The following is a 16,915-nucleotide window of genomic DNA, read 5'->3' as shown; positions in this document are numbered from 1 at the left end:
CGGCCGAACCGGATGAGATGCTGTTCTCATGACGGTTCGGTCGTTTGATGACATCATACAAAGGATGAGTAGCCATGTCGGAAATAAACGATCCGAACAAAACGGATATAACCGAGGTTCCCTTTACACGTGTAGAAGAAGCGATTGATTGGATTAATTCATTGATTCCTTTTGGCATACGTCCCGGTCTGGAACGCATTGAAGCGCTAATGGACAAGCTGGGCTCTCCTCACCGGCGCTTGAAATTTATCCACGTCGCAGGTACGAACGGCAAGGGCTCGACTTGTGCTTTGCTGACGAGCGCACTGCTTGCGAACGGATATGATGTTGGTACGTTTACTTCGCCTTATATTGAGAAATTTACGAACCGTTTTAAATATAACAATGAGGATATACCGGAAGAGACGCTGCTGCGCCTCGCGAATGAGCTTAGACCGCTTGTCGATGACATTGCGAATACTTCGCTCGGTTCGCCGACGATGTTTGAAGTGTCTACCGCACTGGCCATTTTGTATTATGCGAACGTGGCTTATCCAGATGTCGTCGTATGGGAGACCGGCCTAGGCGGTAGACTCGATGTCACGAACATTGTAACGCCTATCGTGTCCATCATCACGAATATCGGTCACGATCATATGGACATCTTAGGCGATTCCATCGAGCAGATTGCGGCGGAAAAAGCAGGTATCATTAAGCCGGGCGTGCCTATCGTCACTACGGTTGATCAGCCTGAGGCGCTCGAAATTATCCGCAAGACGGCAGGTGATCAGAAGTCGACATTGTACGCGATGAACGAGCAATTCACAGTCGAACTGCTGCATGCGGTTGAAAATGAACAAATCTTCACGTTCTCTGGGCCGTTCCGCAGCATGGAGCAAATGACCTTGACGTTAAACGGGGCGCATCAGTTGAAGAACGCTGCCGCTGCTTTGATGGCGTTGGAAGTGTTGCGGCAATATATGGCTTTCATGCTTGATGATGAGGAGACGCGTGCCGGTATGCGCCGTGCGGCATGGCCAGGTCGGCTTGAAATAGTAAGCGAGAAGCCGCGCATGCTGCTCGATGGGGCGCACAATCCGGAAGGAGCAGAGACGCTGGCACAAGCATTGCGGGACACGTACCGTTATGAGCGTTTGCATTTCATGATGGGGATGCTGTCAACAAAGCATCATCAGGATGTTCTGCGTCATATACTACCTTTAGCGGATACCATTATTTTTACCGAACCTGATTTCCGCAAGAAGATGAGTGCGGAGAGCTTGAGTCATATTGCAGAACAATTGCTGGAAACAGCCTCGCGCCGACCACAGATTATCGTAGAGCCGAATTGGCGCGAGTCCTTGGAGCGGCTCAAGGCGATGACTGAACCGGGCGATTTGGCGGTAGTCACTGGCACATTATATCTGATTGCGGACGTCCGCTCGTACGTCCTGCATCGGACCGAATCTGAAAAAGGTTGGTGAGTTCGTGTTGAAGACGACGGAACATATTCATTTTATCGGCATCGGGGGCTATGGAATGAGCGCCATCGCTCGTGTCATGCTGGAAATGGGGTACACCGTCACGGGGTCCGATGTGGCCGAACAGGATTTGACGGAGAAATTGAGAGCGAAAGGCGCGACGGTACATATCGGACACGATCCGGCGTATGTGCAGGATGCCGACATCGTCGTATATTCTACAGCTTGTCCCAAAGAGAACGTTGAACGGGTTGCTGCTGAGGAACGCGGTGTCCCCGTGCTGCATCGTTCGCAGATGCTGGCGCGTCTGCTTAATGCGAAGAAGGGGATCGCAGTTGCCGGTGCACACGGGAAGACGACAACCTCTTCAATGATCGCATTTGTGCTAGAACGCTGCGGTGTGAACCCAACCTATATTATCGGCGGGGAAGTAACGAACCTGGGTACGAATGCGCAAGCGGGCAGCGGCGAGTTCGTCGTGGCAGAAGCGGATGAGAGCGATGGTTCCTTCCTAGCGTATCACCCGTACATCGCCGTAGTGACGAACATTGAAGCCGATCACTTGGAAAACTACGACGGGAACTTTGAACGCTTGAAAGCAGCTTACGTGCAGTTTCTGTCACAGCGTAATCAGAACGGATACGCCGTGCTCTGCGCGGATGATCCTATCGTAAGCGGCATGGTGCCGCAACTAGGTGATGGTGTGGTGACGTATGGTATTGAAGCGCCTGCCGATTACGTTGCAGCAGATATTACAGCCGAAGATCGCGGCATGGCCTTTACGATGAAGCATCAAGATAAGCCGCTTGGCACGGTTCGTTTGTCCATTCCGGGGAAACACAATGTGTTGAACGCGATGGCTACGCTTATCGTCTGCATGCAGGCTGGCGTGCCGTTTGCCGAGGCGGCAGAGGCCATTCGCGATTTTATCGGAGCCAAGCGCCGTTTTCAAGTCATTGGCGAAGTGCAGGATGTGCTTATCGTCGATGATTATGCACACCATCCGACAGAGATTGAAGCGACCTTGGTAGCTGCTAGAGCCACCAAGCGGCGGATCATTGCTGTATTTCAGCCACAGCGATATTCGCGCACGTACTTTTTGTTTGACCAATTTAGCCGTGCGTTTCGTAATGCCGATGAGTTGATTCTTACCGATATCTACTCTCCAGCCGGTGAAATGCCGATAGAAGGTGTGCATTCCTCGAAGTTGGTCGAGTGCATTCGCGAGAACAGCAACAAGAACGCACAATACTTCGCGAGCAAGGATGACGCGCTGGAGCGCCTCAAATCACTTGTGCGGCCGGGAGACATCGTCATTACGATGGGTGCGGGCGACATCTGGAAGACGGCATATGGGTTGACGAAGGCACTGAAAGAACATGCGTAAGCTGACATAGAACAGCAAAGAGACCATTCCGCAAATAAGCCGGAGTGGTCTTTTTGTAAATATGCTAGAGCAGGAACTGTCACCTGTTTGCTTGTCCCTTTCATTCTGGGCCAACGGAGCGTTTTTTGACAAGACGACGAAGCCATTACGGTATATCCTGAACGGTTAGTCTCTGTCCAGGTTGATTTCTCTGACGCTGGTATAAGCTATCCGGCGCACGATGTTACGTCCCCTGCGGCGAATGTGCAAGGGGAATGTTGTCACGCCTGCCGACAAAATGACTCCTTCCAGATTCGCGCCTCCGATTAAGTCTACATCAACCCTCCGGCCTATGTTCCGTTCGACGAATCGCCGCACTTCACGCGCACTCATATTGTTGTTGATACGCATGTCGTCTCCTTCTTTACCACGTTCTATCAACAATCTGATGAGTTGCGAGATTCGGATACGACATCTGCATGAAGCCATTCGCATGTGTTGCGAAAAATCACTCGGGGACTTGTTCTATCGTCTTGCAATCTATCATATAACTGATAGTAACGAAGAGGACAAGGTGAGGTGTGCGAGAGATGAGCGGAATAAATCCAAAAATGACGTTTCGGTTTCCGAAGTCTGAACCAGGCGATGGGCTCATACAGCCTACGGAGTCGGTTGAAGAGAGCGACAGCCCTTTTACACGATACATTGACCGTTCTGTCGAAGCGGCGCTGGTTAACGATAATACGATGGCGGAGCCGCGTGAATCTCTGCGAGCGGAAGATACGGAACAAGAATGTTCGCATGATGGCATTGCAGCACAAGTCGGGAATATTTCAGAGACCGACCAAATTGAACGGTGGATACGAGAGGCGGATCATAAGCCGCTGTCCTACTCCTTCAGCTCGTCTGTAGCGGATCCTGCTGGAGAATCGCTGAGCGATCAGGGAGAACTGCTGTGGCAGGGCGTGCATACGCGCACGAGAAGACCTTCCTTGTGGAAAGTGATCGCTTCTGTCGCAGGGGCAGTGGCGACCGGAGCAGTGTTCGGATTTCTGGCTCTCTCTTTGTTCAAAGGCGAAGTGACGATGCCTAATCCAGAAGCATCCATTCCAACGCTATCGAACGGGACAAGCACGCAAGGCGCTGCGGTAAAGGCCGGATCTACGTCTGCGGATGGCGGTGAAGGGAAGAAAAATACGGTCGCCGCTGCGAATCAGCCTGCAGCTGACCAGGGTGCTGCACAACATGCAGCGACAACGGCAGGCGGAGTATATGTAACCGAAGTAAATATTCCGGAAAAAGTGTTCTACATGCTGCAGTATGGCGTGTTCGATCAGCCAGAAGGCGCGAAGAAGGCAGCTTCGGAGCTGCGTGAACTCGGGCTTGCAGCCATGGAGGAGCAATCGAGTCAGCATCGCGTCTATGCAGCCATTGCCCAGGCGAAAGAGGATGCCATGGGATTGAGCCAGCTGATGAAGAACAATCAGGTCGATTTATATGTCCGTGAAATGACGCGTCCCGCATTGGCGAAGCTGGCTTTTCAAGGCGGTGCGGCTACTGTGGAGCAGTTCATTGCCCAGAGCGATAAGGTGAACGACTGGCTGATGTCCCAATCTATCGCTTACTTGGAGAAGAGTGAGGTCAAAGGGTTCGATGGTGATGCAACTGAGCAGCTGCGGCAGGAGCATTTAAAATGGACGCAGCAGATGAACGGGATGCAGAAGGGACAGCCCGAGCAGTCCCTCAAGGCTTGGACGCAGCTCGTACAGGCGATGAATACAGCGATAAGCGCGGTAAATGAATACAATAAGCAGCCTGCTGCTTCGCATTTGTGGAGCGTTCAGGAGGCGGTCATGATTTATCGTACGGCGGAGAGCAACTGGCTCGACACGATGAAGGCGTAACATTGCGGTTGCGAGAGGAGCCTGCGGCTCTTCGGTTTTCGATAGAAAGATAGGATGCATGGGAGGAATGCAGAGTTGCAAAGTTTTAGCCGCAAAAATTCTTTTGTGGTAGGAGTAAGTGACGAACTGGAAATGGGATGCAGCAGATCTGAAACGGGATAGCCAAAGCGAAAGTATTCGTCTGTAACGGGGAAAGACTCGAAATGTCACAAACTAATGCCATAGTTCAACGACGTTGTTATCAAGTAGATGCTGCGTTGATCAAACGCCCCCTCTGCAAGGCATTCCTATAACGAAAGGCTTGTATGAGGGGGTGTTTGTAATCTGTAGATGCTTATGCGTCCGCGTTCAGCACGGACTCGATACGTGCCACCACTTCATCGGTCAGCTGTACGCCGGAAGCTTTGGCATTTTGCTCGATTTGTTCCGGGCGACTTGCGCCGACAAGCGCACTAGAGACGTTGGATTGCCGCAGAATCCATGCAATAGCTAACTGTCCAACCGATAGCTCAAGCTCCTGCGCGATGCCGGTTAACTGCTTCACTTGTTCGATGCGCTCTTCCGTAATGCCTTTGCGCACCCACTCGAGCTTCGCCGCGCGGCTCTCTGCCGGGAAGTCCGTTGCCGAACTGTACTTTCCTGTAAGCAGTCCCTGCGCGAGCGGAGAGTATACGACCTGGCCGATACCGTGTTGTTCACCGTAAGGACTGACCTCTTGCTCAATCTGTCGCTGGAACATATTATACACCGGTTGGTTGACCACGATGCGATCCAGCAAATAACGATCTGCGATCGCAAGGGCATCCGCCATTTGGGAAGCTGTCCACATGCTTACGCCAACATAGAGCACTTTCCCTTGACGGATGAGATCGTCCAAGGCGCGCAGCGTTTCTTCCATGCGCACCTGTGCATCAAAGCGATGACAGTAATAAAGATCGATATAATCATGGCCTAATCGTTGCAAACTGGCATTACACTGCTCGATGATATGCTTGCGGGACAGACCGCGATCATTCGGACCATCTCCCATTTCACCGAACACTTTAGTTGCCAAGACGTACGACTCGCGAGGGTAGGATTTAAGCGTTTCGCCGACCACTTTCTCTGCTTCTCCTCTTTCGTATACGTTGGCCGTGTCGAAGAAGTTAATGCCTAAGTCGTAGGCGGTCCGTATCGCTTGCACGGCATTTTCTCGTTCAACATAACCGCCGTATGTAAGCCAACTGCCCAAGCTGATTTCACTCACCTTCACACCGCTCTTGCCTAATCTCCGATACTGCATCTTCGTTACCTCCTGAATCGTTCAATTTGAACTCATTGCCCACTAGACGTGCTGCTGCTATGAGGTTCCCTTCTCAATTGTAAAAGACGACCTGCCATTTGGAAAGGACTGCAAGCACTTTATCTAGATATTCGCCTTCAAGAAGTTTCATAATTTCCCTCCGTAACTTTAGGCATAGGACTGACGTCTAACCAATATGGATAACAGTTTTATATTTTTCCACAAATTCCCTTCTGTTGATTGGCGGTATCATGAAAGGAATCGTTTGTTTCAAAAGAAAATTCCGCGTATAATAGAAAAAGGTGTCAAAAAATGGCGAGGAGCGATTTAGAACATTGAATACGCACTTTCAACAATCCGACCGCTCTCTTATCGTCTTGGCGTCTTCTTCACCGCGGAGGCAAGAACTTATCACATCATTAGGATTGCCCCATGTGGTACAGCCAAGCGATGCAGATGAGACTGTACCTGCCGACTGGGATCCCTCCCGAATTGTGGAGGCGCTCGCGCTGCGTAAGGCGCAAGCGGTAGCTCAGGAGCGGCACGTGTCCGGTGAAGACGGCATCGTCATCGGCTCCGACACGATCGTGGTGCTTGATGGCGAGGTATTAGGCAAACCTCATGATGAAGCGGATGCGGAACGAATGTTAACCTCACTGCAAGGGCGATCGCATGAAGTGTATACTGGCGTTGCCCTCGTCCGTGCTGCTGACGGTCGCCAAGAAGTGTCCCATAGGGTCACGACCGTTCATATGACCGAATGGACACAAGAACAGATCCGTCGTTATATCGCAACGGGAGAGCCGATGGACAAAGCGGGATCCTATGCGATTCAAGGCATAGGCGCTACCTTAGTCACTGGAATTGAAGGTTGCTACTTCAATGTGGTAGGCTTGCCGTTATCGCTATTGACGGATATGCTTAAGATGTTTGACATTATCATCCCGTAATCGGAAAGGCAATCAAACGTTTTGACAGACGCCGTATTTTCCTTATTATTTAAGGAGGTTGTGAATTGGCAAAAAGTCCACTTCTTCGCGACCTTCCCCACGATGAACGTCCGAGAGAGCGCATGATGCAGCATGGGGCGGAAGCGTTAAGCCATTCTGAATTGTTAGCCATTCTGCTGCGTACAGGAACGCGGGATGAATCCGCGATCATGCTGGCGCAGCGCATCTTGAATCGGGTGGGACATTTGCGGCATCTGCAGGATTTGTCGATTACCGAGCTGACGAATATCCGCGGAATCGGTCTTGCGAAAGCGATTCAGCTGAAAGCAGGCTTAGAGCTAGGACGGCGTATGGCGCGTGCGCGCCAAGAAGATGCCGTCACGATTCGACGTCCGCAGGATGCGGCAGATTTGTTAATGGAATCGATGCGTTACTACCAGAAGGAACACTTCGTTTGCCTCTTTTTGAATACGAAAAATCGCATTATGGCACAAGAGACGATTACGATAGGCATTTTGGATGCTTCTCTTGTCCACCCACGCGAAGTATTCCGCGCAGCAATGAAGCACGGAACTGCATCCATCATCTGTGTTCACAACCATCCAAGCGGCGATCCGACACCGAGCCCGGAAGATGTGGCTCTGACAAGACGGTTAATGGAAGCAGGGGAAATTGTCGGAATCGAAGTGCTTGACCATCTGGTTATCGGAGATAACCAATATGTGAGTTTGAAGGAACGCGGGCTCATGTAATATAATGATTGAGATTGAAGGTTATAAAAAGGAGATTGACATCATGTTAGGTGGCTTTACAAAAGACTTAGGAATCGATTTGGGAACTGCAAATACATTAGTTTATATTCGCGGAAAAGGCATTGTCGTGCGCGAGCCGTCGGTCGTTGCCATTCGCACAGATACGAAGACGATTGAAGCAGTGGGTGAAGCTGCGAAGAAGATGATTGGCCGTACGCCGGGCAACATCCGTGCCATCCGTCCAATGAAGGATGGTGTCATCGCAGATTTCGATACGACCGCGACGATGATTAAATACTTCATTCGACAAGCGCAGAAGCAGCGTTCGTTGTTCCCGCGCCATCCGAACGTGATGGTATGCGTGCCTTCCGGCATTACAGCGGTCGAGCAGCGTGCAGTCGAGGATGCGACGAAGCAAGCGGGTGCCCGCGAAGCCTATACGATAGAAGAGCCGTTCGCGGCTGCGATCGGCGCGGACCTGCCCGTATGGGAGCCGACAGGCAGTATGGTCGTCGATATTGGCGGCGGTACGACAGAAGTGGCTGTCATCTCGCTCGGAGGCATTGTAACGTGCCGTTCCGTCCGCGTAGCGGGCGATGAGATGGATGAGTCTATCACTCAGTACATCAAGCGCCAATACAATCTGATGATTGGTGAGCGTACAGCGGAACAGCTGAAGATGGATGTCGGCTCGGCAATGAAGCTGGATGAAGTGGAGAAGATGGAGATTCGCGGCCGTGACCTTTTGACGGGTCTTCCGAAGACGCTTGCGATTTCTTCCCAAGAAATTACGGAAGCGTTGATGGATACCGTAAACTCCATCTTAGAGGCTGTGAAAGTGACGTTGGAAAAATGTCCACCGGAGCTTGCGGCAGACATTATGGACCGGGGTATCGTACTGACGGGCGGGGGCGCTTTGCTGCGCAATCTGGACAAACTGCTTGCACGCGAGACGGGAATGCCAGTCATCGTGGCAGAGAATCCGCTCGATTGCGTTGCAATCGGTACAGGCCGCGCGTTGGACAATATTCATTTATTTAAGGGACGCAGCAGCTCTGCTCTTCGTTCCAGACGATAATAGAGCGTCTTAATGGCGTTACGGATTCCCGCGTCGGTTCGTTCTAACGGCGCGGGCTCTGATTTGTGGGGGAACAAGTATCGCTTTACGATGAGAAGGTGTTGACACTGTTTAAGCTGTTGGGGAACAAGCGATTATTTATTATGTTGTTCGGACTTATATTATTTATTGCGCTGATGGGCTTCACTCTTGGCGGACGCTTGAACTTGTCATGGCCGGAGAAATTTGTGCATGATACCGTCACGTTCGTGCAGCAGATTTTTTATAAGCCTGCATCCTACGTTTCTGGATTTATTAAAGATGTGTCCAATCTAAAAGATGTGCATGAAGAGAACGAGCGCCTCAAGATCGCTGTTGCTCAATACACGCGTGATAAAGCTCACTATAATGCCATTCAAGCGCAGAATGAATCGCTGATGGATGCCTTGAAGTTCACCGAACGGCAGAAGAAACTGAATCTTCCTTATGAATACCGGATTGCTCAGGTGACGTCCATTAACGTGGCTGATCCGTTCAACCAGACGATCAATGTCAATCTTGGTTCCAAGAACGGCGTTCGTCAAGGGATGCCCGTCATCTCGGTGGAAGGGGTCGTCGGCATGATTAGCCGCGTGTACGAATTCTCTTCGACTGTACAGTTGCTGACCAATCTGGATGACAAGGATCCGAGCTCCCGGCCCATTTCGGCGACGATTATGGGCAAAGAGAAAAAATCATTTGGCATGATTGAATCATACGATCACAGCAGCGGCACTTTTTCTATGACACGCATCGAAGAGGATGACGAAATCGCCGAAGGGGATACGGTTGTCTCGTCAGGAGAAGGCGGCATCTTTCCGAAGGGGCTTATTCTCGGGACGGTCATTTCCATCAATGTCGGGGAATTCGGTCTTACTCGCACGGCGACGGTGCAGCCGGCGGCGACATACCGCGATTGGCGCGAACTGTTCATCGTCATTACGCCGGATGCGAACGAGACGGGAAAAGAGGCCAAGTGATGAACCGTAATTGGATGATCGGATTCATGTTCATTCTCTTCCTGCTGGAGGGAACGGTGCTGCCCGTATTGATCCCGGATGCGTGGCAAGGGCGCATCGTCCCGCAGTTCGTGTTCATGGTCATACTTTACCACGCTGTATATCAGCACCGGCACACCTCACTGCTGATGGGATTGGGATTCGGGTTTCTGCAAGATATCGTATATTACGGTCATATGATCGGTCCGCATGCTTTTAGCATGGGGTTATTAGGATATTTGGTCGGACTTCTATTCACGTCGCGCAACGCCACTTTATTTTCGATGATGGCGATTGCGGTATTTGGAAGCTTTGCGAACCAGACGATTCTGTTCGCTGTTTATTCGTTGTTCGGCATCAATCGCATGACGTACGAGTATGCTTTGTTTGATTTTATGATACCGAGCTTGTTCGTGCAGCTATTGTTCGCGTTAGCGATTTATGTTCCGATGCGGACATGGTTTGACCGTCTGTCGGGAAAGGCATCTGCCGAAGATGAACAAGGCTAACAGCCGTCTTGGAAACTTTATTTCCAGGCGGCTAATGCCATTTTTAAATGTTTCGTTACTTTCATGCAGGAACTTTCCTCTTCCGTCACGAAAAAGATAACCTTGGGGAGGGAACATTCATGACGGCCAAGCCATTGGTAACCATTAAAGGCATGAAGGACGGCCTTGTGTTCCTGCTTGACGATGAGTGTGAATTTACGGACTTGTTGCGTGAATTGCGTGACAAGCTTGACCATACACCGAATTTTTTCGACGGACCGATTGTGTATGTCGATGTCAAGTTAGGGGCCCGTTCCGTCACGGACGAGCAGAAGGCAGAAGTGCTGGAAATTTTAAGACAACGGGGGAATTTGCTCATTCGATCGTTGGAATCCGATGCCGACTCGAAGACAGAAACGAAAGGATACCACGTTCATACGATGACTGGAATTATACGCTCCGGACAAATATTATGCCATGACGAGCATTTATTATTTCTAGGCGATGTCAATCCGGGCGGAATGATTATAAGCAGTGGAGATATTTTCGTGCTCGGCGCTCTTCGAGGCACAGCGCATGCAGGGGTGGACGGTGATTCGTCCGCCGTCATTGCAGCGTCATTGTTCGCTCCGACACAGCTCCGCATTGCGGATGTCATCAGCCGTCCTCCGGATGAATGGGGTGTCACACAAGCGCATATGGAGTTTGCTTACGTGCATGACGGCATCATGCAGATCGATAAAATCTCGCAGCTTCATCGTGTTCGCAAGGACATCAATTTGTTCAAAGGAGTGTAGAAGAATGGGAGAGGCAATCGTCGTCACTTCGGGTAAAGGCGGCGTTGGCAAGACGACGACGTCGGCCAATTTGGGTACAGCGCTTGCTTTACTCGGCAAAAAAGTATGCATGGTCGATACGGATATCGGCCTTCGTAACCTGGACGTCGTGATGGGGCTTGAGAATCGCATCATCTATGATATTTGCGATGTGGCAGACGGTCGTTGCCGATTGAATCAAGCGCTCGTCAAGGACAAGCGATTTGACGAATTGTACATGCTGCCTGCGGCGCAAACGAAAGATAAGCTTGCTGTGTCGCCGGAGCAAGTCAAAGACATTATATTAGAGCTGAAGAAAGAGTTCGAATATATCATAATCGACTGCCCGGCAGGCATTGAGCAGGGCTTCAAGAACGCAATTGCCGGGGCGGATCACGCCATCGTCGTTACGACACCGGAAAATGCGGCCGTACGGGATGCGGATCGCATTATCGGACTGCTCGAGAATGCAAGCATCGGATCGCCTAAGTTAGTGGTGAACCGCATTCGCGCCAATATGATGAAGAGCGGTGAAATGCTTGATTTGGACGATATTTTACAGGTGCTGAATATTGATTTGTTGGGGCTCGTTCCTGATGATGAAATGGTAATAAAGGCTGCAAATGCAGGCGAGCCGACGGTAATGAACCCGGATTCACGCGCAGCAATGGCTTACCGCAATATTGCTCGCCGTATATTAGGAGACACGGTGCCGCTTATGCCGCTTGAACAGAAAAAGGGCGTGTTCACCCGGATGAAGAAGTTTTTGGGAATGGGATGAGTGAGCAGTGCTGAACAAATTTAAAAGAATCGATTGGGTTATTGTTGGAATTTTGCTTGCCTTTTCTGTGTTCAGCCCGCTTGTAATTCTCAGTGCGACGCATGGTGATCCGACTTTTGAAGGAACAGCAATGAAGACGGTCGTTTATTTCATTATCGGCTTTTTGCTGATGTTCGCTGTCGCTTTATTCGATTACCGCTGGCTGCTTAAGAGCTGGCCGATCTCGATGGGTATTACGATAGTTTTGCTTGTAGGCGTATTCTATTTTGGGCAAAATCTGAACGGAGCGATCGGCTGGTATAAGCTTCCCGGGGGAATGTCATTCCAACCTGCAGAGTTGGCCAAAATTACACTTATCTTTGCACTGGCGCAGCTGATCGGCAGAAGAGACGGCGATCCGTTAACCTTTACCAAAGATTTGCTGCCTATTATCGCTGTGACCTTGGTTCCGTTTTTGCTTGTTGTCAAGCAACCCGATTTGGGGAACGCCATTATTTACATCGTGATCTTGATTGGGATGCTATGGATAGGCGGCATGAAATATCGCCATGTTCTGCTGGCAAGCCTGCTGGCCGCCGTTATGTTCGCTGCCGTCTTTTTTGCCTTTACTACTTTTCGAGTCGATTTGCAAGGCTTTTTTAGAGACGTCATTAAGCAGGAGCATTGGTTTACGCGCATCGATACGTTGATTAATCCGGAAGAAGCGACCAATGATGCCAAGCACCAGTCGAATTACGCAATGATCGCCATCGGCTCCGGAGGCTTGAGCGGGGACGGTTACATGCAGGGGGAATTGAAGCGGCGCAGCTTCATTCCGTATACCTATTCTGATGCTATATTTGTTGTCATTGGAGAGGAGTTCGGGTTTCAAGGTTCCTCACTGCTGCTTCTGTTCTACTTCTTGTTAATATACAGGATGATACTTATCGCCTTCCAATGCTATGACTTGAGGGGTTCGTACATGATAATCGGGATCGTCTCCATGTTTGTATTCCAAATCTTTGAGAATATCGGAATGATGATAGGTCTTATGCCGATTACCGGGATTACGTTGCCGTTTATCAGTTACGGCGGCACGTCTCTCATCTTGAATATGGTTTGTATCGGTCTTGTCATGAGCATACGTATTTATCAGGAAAAATATCAGCTGGAGCCTTAATTGCCCGGCTGCCAAAGGTTCCGTATTTTGACCTTCTTCAAGAAGGATCTGATGCGGAGCCTTTTTTTGTGGAGAATGACTCATGCGTACTAATCGAACATGTTCAAAAATGGACTTTATGAACAACCTCTAAAGGAGAGCTTGTTCATAACCGATTGGGGCTTGTCATACATATGATATATACACAAGTTCAACACGGCTGTATGTTGAAATCGGTGATGAAGGGATGAGGCAAGCATGATAGAGGACATTCGTCGGCGTAGGCAGGAGCGCATACGAGAAATTATAAACAAGGAGAATCCGCGGGAAGCCAAGATGGTGGTCATGGAACCGCAGAATATTACGGACGATAAGTACATCATTCCATACGAAGATGAATTTCCGCTTGCAGCGGATCCTAGAGGAGATGTGACGTGGAATGACACGGAATCCATTCCGGCATATTCCGGCGATCCGGAACGGTTGTGGAAATCCTCACGCAGGCAATGGCATGATCGCTATGGCTGGGATCAGGAGCCAGGCGGAGGATTGTGGCGTTCTATCCGCATAAGACTGATGTTGTCGGTGCTGCTGTTAGCAGCTGCCTATGGAGTGATGCGATATCCCGCCGAGTGGAATGCTCCTGCCCGAGCATGGATCGTGCAGGCATTGACAGAGGAAATGGATATGAAGCCGATTGCTGCGTGGTATAATCGTACATTCTCCGGCGCGCCATCGTTCATTCCGCAGTTCGCGCAAGGCGTGGATGCGACGAAACCGGCACAGGCCCGAATATCGCTCATTCCCCCGTTGAAAGGCCAGGTGGTGCAGCCGTTCGCCATGAGTCTGAAGGGGGTGCGTATCGCAGCCGACTCGTCTGAAGGCGGAGTGGCAGAGGTGCACAGCGCAACGACCGGCCGGGTAATAGATATTACACATCATCCTGAAAAAGGGACAACCGTTATCGTCCAGCATGCGGAAGGCTTGGAGACGGTGTATGGCGGTCTTAGCTCGAGCTCGGTTCAGATGAACGATTGGGTAGAGGCGGGAGAAGCAATCGGCTCGCTGGCAGATTTCTCATCCTCATCCTCAGCTACGCAGCCGAATACCCTTTATTTTTCTATCAAAAAAGAGGGTCAGTACATCGATCCGTCGGATGTGATTTCGTTTGATTAAATGGAGGGGCACCGTCTACAGTTTGCACCCGCTTTTCGTCCTCATGCTGGGCATGGCCGCTCTAACCGGTTATATATTCGAGTTGTTAACGCTATTCGCAATTGTGCTCGTTCATGAGCTTGGACATGTGGTCGCCGCCCGAATGTTCGGCTGGTCTATTACGGAAGTGAAGCTCCTCCCGTTCGGGGGGGTGGCGGAGACGGAAGATGGATCGCTAGCTCCGGCATGGCAGGAATGGATTGTAGCCATAGCGGGTCCGCTGCAAAATGGCATCATGATCGCTGCTGCCCTCTTTTTTCAACATATGGGATGGTGGAATGATAAGTGGACGGAGGACTTCGTACGAGCGAACGCGTTCATCGGTTTATTTAATTTACTTCCTATCTTGCCGCTGGATGGCGGACGCATGCTGCAAGCAGTATGCTCCCTCTGGTTCAGCTATCATCGGACACTTCTGCTAGGCGCATGGATGAGCATTGGATGCAGCGTGTTGATGGCATTATTCAGTGTCTATCCTTTACTGTTAGGAGAACGAATGAATTTGAACTTGTTTGTGCTCTCCCTATTTTTGCTGTGGAGCAATTGGGTGGAGCAGCGCAACCTTCCCTATCGCTTCGTGCGCTTTCTGATGCACCGGCCAATCCGGCTAAGGCAATGGGAGCAGCGTGTGTCTCTAGGGCGGCCGATCGTCGCTCAATCCGGTCGATCTTTATCGATGGTTGTGCGTCTATTTAGGCGGGATTCGTATCATTTTATTTATGTGATGGGCGAGAGCGGCCGCATTCAACGCGTCATCCCCGAGCAGCAGCTAATCGATGCGTTCTTCGATGCTCCGACGCCCGGCGGCACGAATATCGGACGGAAATAGAGCTTGGGGGTTATTTTTTTGCTCGTTCCATAAACCGACATGTTCACCGCATCCTGCTTCATGTTACAATGGACTATGACGCGCTGTAGCAGAGGTGATACCATGAATCAAATGATTGTTCACTGTGAGGAACAAGTAACGCAAATGGCGTTATTGGAACATGGTCGGCTCGTCGAATTTGCAGTCGAACGTGCCACTGGCACAACGCTTGTAGGCAGCTTTTACAAAGGCCGTGTTGTGAATGTACTTCCGGGGATGCAGGCTGCATTTGTGGACATCGGTCAGAAGAAGAACGCATTTCTTTATGTCGATGATTGTTTGCACCCGCATTTGGAGAAACAACCGAAACAGAAACCTCCGATTACAAGTTTGCTTCGCGTCGGACAAGAGCTTATCGTGCAAGTCATGAAGGAGCCGTTAGGCGGCAAAGGAGCTCGCGTTACGACGCATTACTCTTTGCCTGGTCGATATTCGGTGTATATGCCTTTTGCCGATTATATCGGAGTGTCCAAAAAGATTGAGCAGGAAGCGGAACGCACCCGTTTGAAACAGTTGGCGGATGAGCTTCGCGAGAATGAGGAAGGTATGATCATTCGTACAGTTGCTCAAGGAGAAACGTTGGATACGATGGAAGGCGATATTCAATCTTTGCGAGAAGCATGGAAGCAGATTGAACGCCGTGCGGAACAGGTGGAAGCGCCTGCTCTCCTGCACCACGATTTGAACATGGTGGAACGGTTGGTTCGTGATGCGTTCTCCCGTGATATTGACCAGCTGCTTATTGACGATGTACGGCAAGCGAAGCGAGTACTTTCGTTTATTCGTTCATTCGCACCGGATTTGGAGCATCGGGTTCACATCTATAAGGATGCCGAACCGTTGTTCAAACGATATCGGATCGACGAATATTTGGACAAAGCGATTCAGCGCAAGACTTGGCTGGAAAGCGGCGGCTATTTAGTCTGGGATCAGACCGAAGCGTTGACGGTTATCGATGTGAATACGGGCAAATATACGGGGACAAGCGATCTTGAAGAGACGGTATACTTAACCAATATGGAAGCGGCGGAAGAAATTGCGCGTCTTATCCGTCTACGAGATATCGGAGGCATCATCATTGTCGATTTTATTGACATGGACACGGACGAACATCGTGAGCGTGTAGTCGAGCGGCTAGAGCAAATGATGAAGAAGGATCGAACAAAATGTTTGGTCGTCGGATGGACGAAGCTCGGCTTGCTGGAATTGACACGCAAAAAAGTGCGCGAGCAAGTGATGAATCGACTATTTCAGACTTGTCCCACTTGTAATGGAGCCGGCTTGGTGTCGGCAGTCGTCCCACATCGTGAAACGGAACTTATGCGTTGATTTATTGTAAGGGATGTGTTAGAATCTACAAGTATGTGTCTAGTCTAGTTGCTGCACACATGCTGTAACCGCACCGAACGGGTTGGCAAGCGTGATGCTCTTTTTGAGCGTTACCACCTGATTTAGGCGAGTCTGAGACATGAGGAGGTGCACACAATGTACGCAATTATTGAGACGGGTGGCAAGCAGTACAAAGTTCAAGCTGGCGATGTATTGTACATCGAGAAGCTGAACGCTGCTGAAGGCGAAAGCGTGACGTTCGACCGTGTATTGGCAGTATCCAATGACAAAGGTTTGGTCACAGGTACTCCGGTCGTATCCGGCGCTGCTGTAACGGCGAAAGTAGAAAAGCATGGAAAAGGCGAGAAAGTTGTCGTCTACAAGTACAAAGCGAAAAAGAACTATCGTCGTAAACAAGGTCATCGTCAACCATATACAAAAGTGACGATTGAGAACATTAAGGCGTAAGAGGT

The 16,915-nt window shown here is 50.3% G+C and carries 17 protein-coding genes and 1 other annotated feature; of the genes, 15 read left to right on the top strand and 2 right to left on the bottom strand.

Annotated features, from left to right (window positions below; translation table 11 throughout):
• Nucleotides 1-74: 74 nt before the first annotated feature.
• Both A372_RS0118485 and murC read left to right on the top strand, forming a co-directional pair.
• Entirely contained in the window at nt 75-1,463 is a 1,389-nt protein-coding gene (locus A372_RS0118485; RefSeq protein WP_019422376.1) for a bifunctional folylpolyglutamate synthase/dihydrofolate synthase, read from the top strand.
• Between the two features lie 4 nt (nt 1,464-1,467).
• Complete coding sequence (gene murC / locus A372_RS0118480) at nt 1,468-2,847, top strand: UDP-N-acetylmuramate--L-alanine ligase (RefSeq protein WP_019422375.1); 1,380 nt, start codon at nt 1,468-1,470, stop codon at nt 2,845-2,847.
• Between the two features lie 165 nt (nt 2,848-3,012).
• Here murC and A372_RS0118475 read toward each other — a convergent pair whose 3' ends face one another.
• Nucleotides 3,013-3,237, bottom strand: a complete 225-nt coding sequence (locus tag A372_RS0118475; protein WP_019422374.1) for a hypothetical protein — start codon at nt 3,235-3,237, stop codon at nt 3,013-3,015.
• 179 nt (nt 3,238-3,416) lie between these two features.
• Between A372_RS0118475 and A372_RS0118470 the strand changes: the two genes are divergently transcribed.
• The gene (locus A372_RS0118470) at nt 3,417-4,730 is read left to right on the top strand and encodes an SPOR domain-containing protein (RefSeq protein WP_019422373.1); all 1,314 of its coding nucleotides are present in this window, start codon (nt 3,417-3,419) and stop codon (nt 4,728-4,730) included.
• A 334-nt stretch (nt 4,731-5,064) separates the two neighbouring features.
• Here the strand turns inward: A372_RS0118470 and A372_RS0118465 are convergent, their stop codons facing one another.
• Complete coding sequence (locus A372_RS0118465) at nt 5,065-6,012, bottom strand: aldo/keto reductase family protein (protein ID WP_019422372.1); 948 nt, start codon at nt 6,010-6,012, stop codon at nt 5,065-5,067.
• Between the two features lie 335 nt (nt 6,013-6,347).
• On the opposite strand from A372_RS0118465, the gene A372_RS0118460 reads away from it, so the two are divergent.
• The 12 genes from A372_RS0118460 (at nt 6,348) to rplU (ending at nt 16,910) form a co-directional block, all read left to right on the top strand.
• On the top strand, nt 6,348-6,962 hold the full coding sequence (locus tag A372_RS0118460) for a Maf family protein (RefSeq protein ID WP_192813621.1): 615 nt from the start codon (nt 6,348-6,350) through the stop codon (nt 6,960-6,962).
• 65 nt (nt 6,963-7,027) lie between these two features.
• The gene (gene radC, locus A372_RS0118455; RefSeq protein WP_019422370.1) at nt 7,028-7,714 is read left to right on the top strand and encodes a RadC family protein; all 687 of its coding nucleotides are present in this window, start codon (nt 7,028-7,030) and stop codon (nt 7,712-7,714) included.
• A gap of 43 nt (nt 7,715-7,757) precedes the next feature.
• Nucleotides 7,758-8,792 carry a rod shape-determining protein gene (locus tag A372_RS0118450; protein ID WP_019422369.1) on the top strand — a complete coding sequence of 345 codons (1,035 nt, stop codon included), beginning with the start codon at nt 7,758-7,760 and terminating at the stop codon, nt 8,790-8,792.
• A 65-nt stretch (nt 8,793-8,857) separates the two neighbouring features.
• Nucleotides 8,858-9,790 (top strand): rod shape-determining protein MreC, encoded by a 933-nt coding sequence (mreC, locus tag A372_RS0118445; RefSeq protein WP_019422368.1) that lies wholly within the window; start codon nt 8,858-8,860, stop codon nt 9,788-9,790.
• Entirely contained in the window at nt 9,790-10,317 is a 528-nt protein-coding gene (gene mreD, locus A372_RS0118440; protein ID WP_019422367.1) for a rod shape-determining protein MreD, read from the top strand. Before mreC ends, mreD begins: the two co-directional genes overlap by 1 nt.
• Before the next feature lie 119 nt (nt 10,318-10,436).
• A complete protein-coding gene (locus tag A372_RS0118435; protein ID WP_019422366.1) occupies nt 10,437-11,093 on the top strand; it encodes a septum site-determining protein MinC in 657 nt (218 codons plus the stop codon).
• A 4-nt stretch (nt 11,094-11,097) separates the two neighbouring features.
• The gene (gene minD / locus A372_RS0118430; RefSeq protein WP_019422365.1) at nt 11,098-11,892 is read left to right on the top strand and encodes a septum site-determining protein MinD; all 795 of its coding nucleotides are present in this window, start codon (nt 11,098-11,100) and stop codon (nt 11,890-11,892) included.
• 7 nt (nt 11,893-11,899) lie between these two features.
• On the top strand, nt 11,900-13,051 hold the full coding sequence (locus tag A372_RS0118425; RefSeq protein WP_019422364.1) for an FtsW/RodA/SpoVE family cell cycle protein: 1,152 nt from the start codon (nt 11,900-11,902) through the stop codon (nt 13,049-13,051).
• A 237-nt stretch (nt 13,052-13,288) separates the two neighbouring features.
• Nucleotides 13,289-14,206 (top strand): M23 family metallopeptidase, encoded by a 918-nt coding sequence (locus A372_RS0118420; RefSeq protein WP_019422363.1) that lies wholly within the window; start codon nt 13,289-13,291, stop codon nt 14,204-14,206.
• Nucleotides 14,199-15,074, top strand: a complete 876-nt coding sequence (locus tag A372_RS0118415; RefSeq protein ID WP_019422362.1) for a M50 family metallopeptidase — start codon at nt 14,199-14,201, stop codon at nt 15,072-15,074. The genes A372_RS0118420 and A372_RS0118415 overlap by 8 nt, the downstream gene beginning before the upstream one ends.
• A 102-nt stretch (nt 15,075-15,176) precedes the next feature.
• Nucleotides 15,177-16,442: an Rne/Rng family ribonuclease gene (locus tag A372_RS0118410; protein ID WP_019422361.1), complete on the top strand. Its 1,266-nt coding sequence runs from the start codon at nt 15,177-15,179 to the stop codon at nt 16,440-16,442.
• Nucleotides 16,443-16,498: 56 nt separating this feature from the next.
• Nucleotides 16,499-16,586, top strand: a sequence feature (ribosomal protein L21 leader region).
• A gap of 12 nt (nt 16,587-16,598) precedes the next feature.
• Nucleotides 16,599-16,910, top strand: a complete 312-nt coding sequence (rplU, locus tag A372_RS0118405; protein WP_019422360.1) for a 50S ribosomal protein L21 — start codon at nt 16,599-16,601, stop codon at nt 16,908-16,910.
• Nucleotides 16,911-16,915 lie beyond the last annotated feature (5 nt).

Origin of the sequence: Paenibacillus sp. OSY-SE (assembly GCF_000283315.1) — a bacterium.
GTDB classification, from domain to species: domain Bacteria; phylum Bacillota; class Bacilli; order Paenibacillales; family Paenibacillaceae; genus Paenibacillus_B; species Paenibacillus_B profundus.
This window is presented reverse-complemented; position numbering and strand designations above follow the sequence as displayed.

What these genes read in the sequence shown, in the direction of transcription:
- A372_RS0118485 (WP_019422376.1), top strand. Translation starts at nt 75, where the DNA reads ATGTCGGAAATAAACGATCCGAACAAAACGGATATAACCGAGGTTCCC.
- A372_RS0118475 (WP_019422374.1), bottom strand. Translation starts at nt 3,237, where the DNA reads ATGCGTATCAACAACAATATGAGTGCGCGTGAAGTGCGGCGATTCGTC.
- A372_RS0118470 (WP_019422373.1), top strand. Translation starts at nt 3,417, where the DNA reads ATGAGCGGAATAAATCCAAAAATGACGTTTCGGTTTCCGAAGTCTGAA.
- A372_RS0118465 (WP_019422372.1), bottom strand. Translation starts at nt 6,012, where the DNA reads ATGCAGTATCGGAGATTAGGCAAGAGCGGTGTGAAGGTGAGTGAAATC.
- A372_RS0118450 (WP_019422369.1), top strand. Translation starts at nt 7,758, where the DNA reads ATGTTAGGTGGCTTTACAAAAGACTTAGGAATCGATTTGGGAACTGCA.
- mreD (WP_019422367.1), top strand. Translation starts at nt 9,790, where the DNA reads ATGAACCGTAATTGGATGATCGGATTCATGTTCATTCTCTTCCTGCTG.
- A372_RS0118435 (WP_019422366.1), top strand. Translation starts at nt 10,437, where the DNA reads ATGACGGCCAAGCCATTGGTAACCATTAAAGGCATGAAGGACGGCCTT.
- minD (WP_019422365.1), top strand. Translation starts at nt 11,098, where the DNA reads ATGGGAGAGGCAATCGTCGTCACTTCGGGTAAAGGCGGCGTTGGCAAG.
- A372_RS0118420 (WP_019422363.1), top strand. Translation starts at nt 13,289, where the DNA reads ATGATAGAGGACATTCGTCGGCGTAGGCAGGAGCGCATACGAGAAATT.
- A372_RS0118410 (WP_019422361.1), top strand. Translation starts at nt 15,177, where the DNA reads ATGAATCAAATGATTGTTCACTGTGAGGAACAAGTAACGCAAATGGCG.
- rplU (WP_019422360.1), top strand. Translation starts at nt 16,599, where the DNA reads ATGTACGCAATTATTGAGACGGGTGGCAAGCAGTACAAAGTTCAAGCT.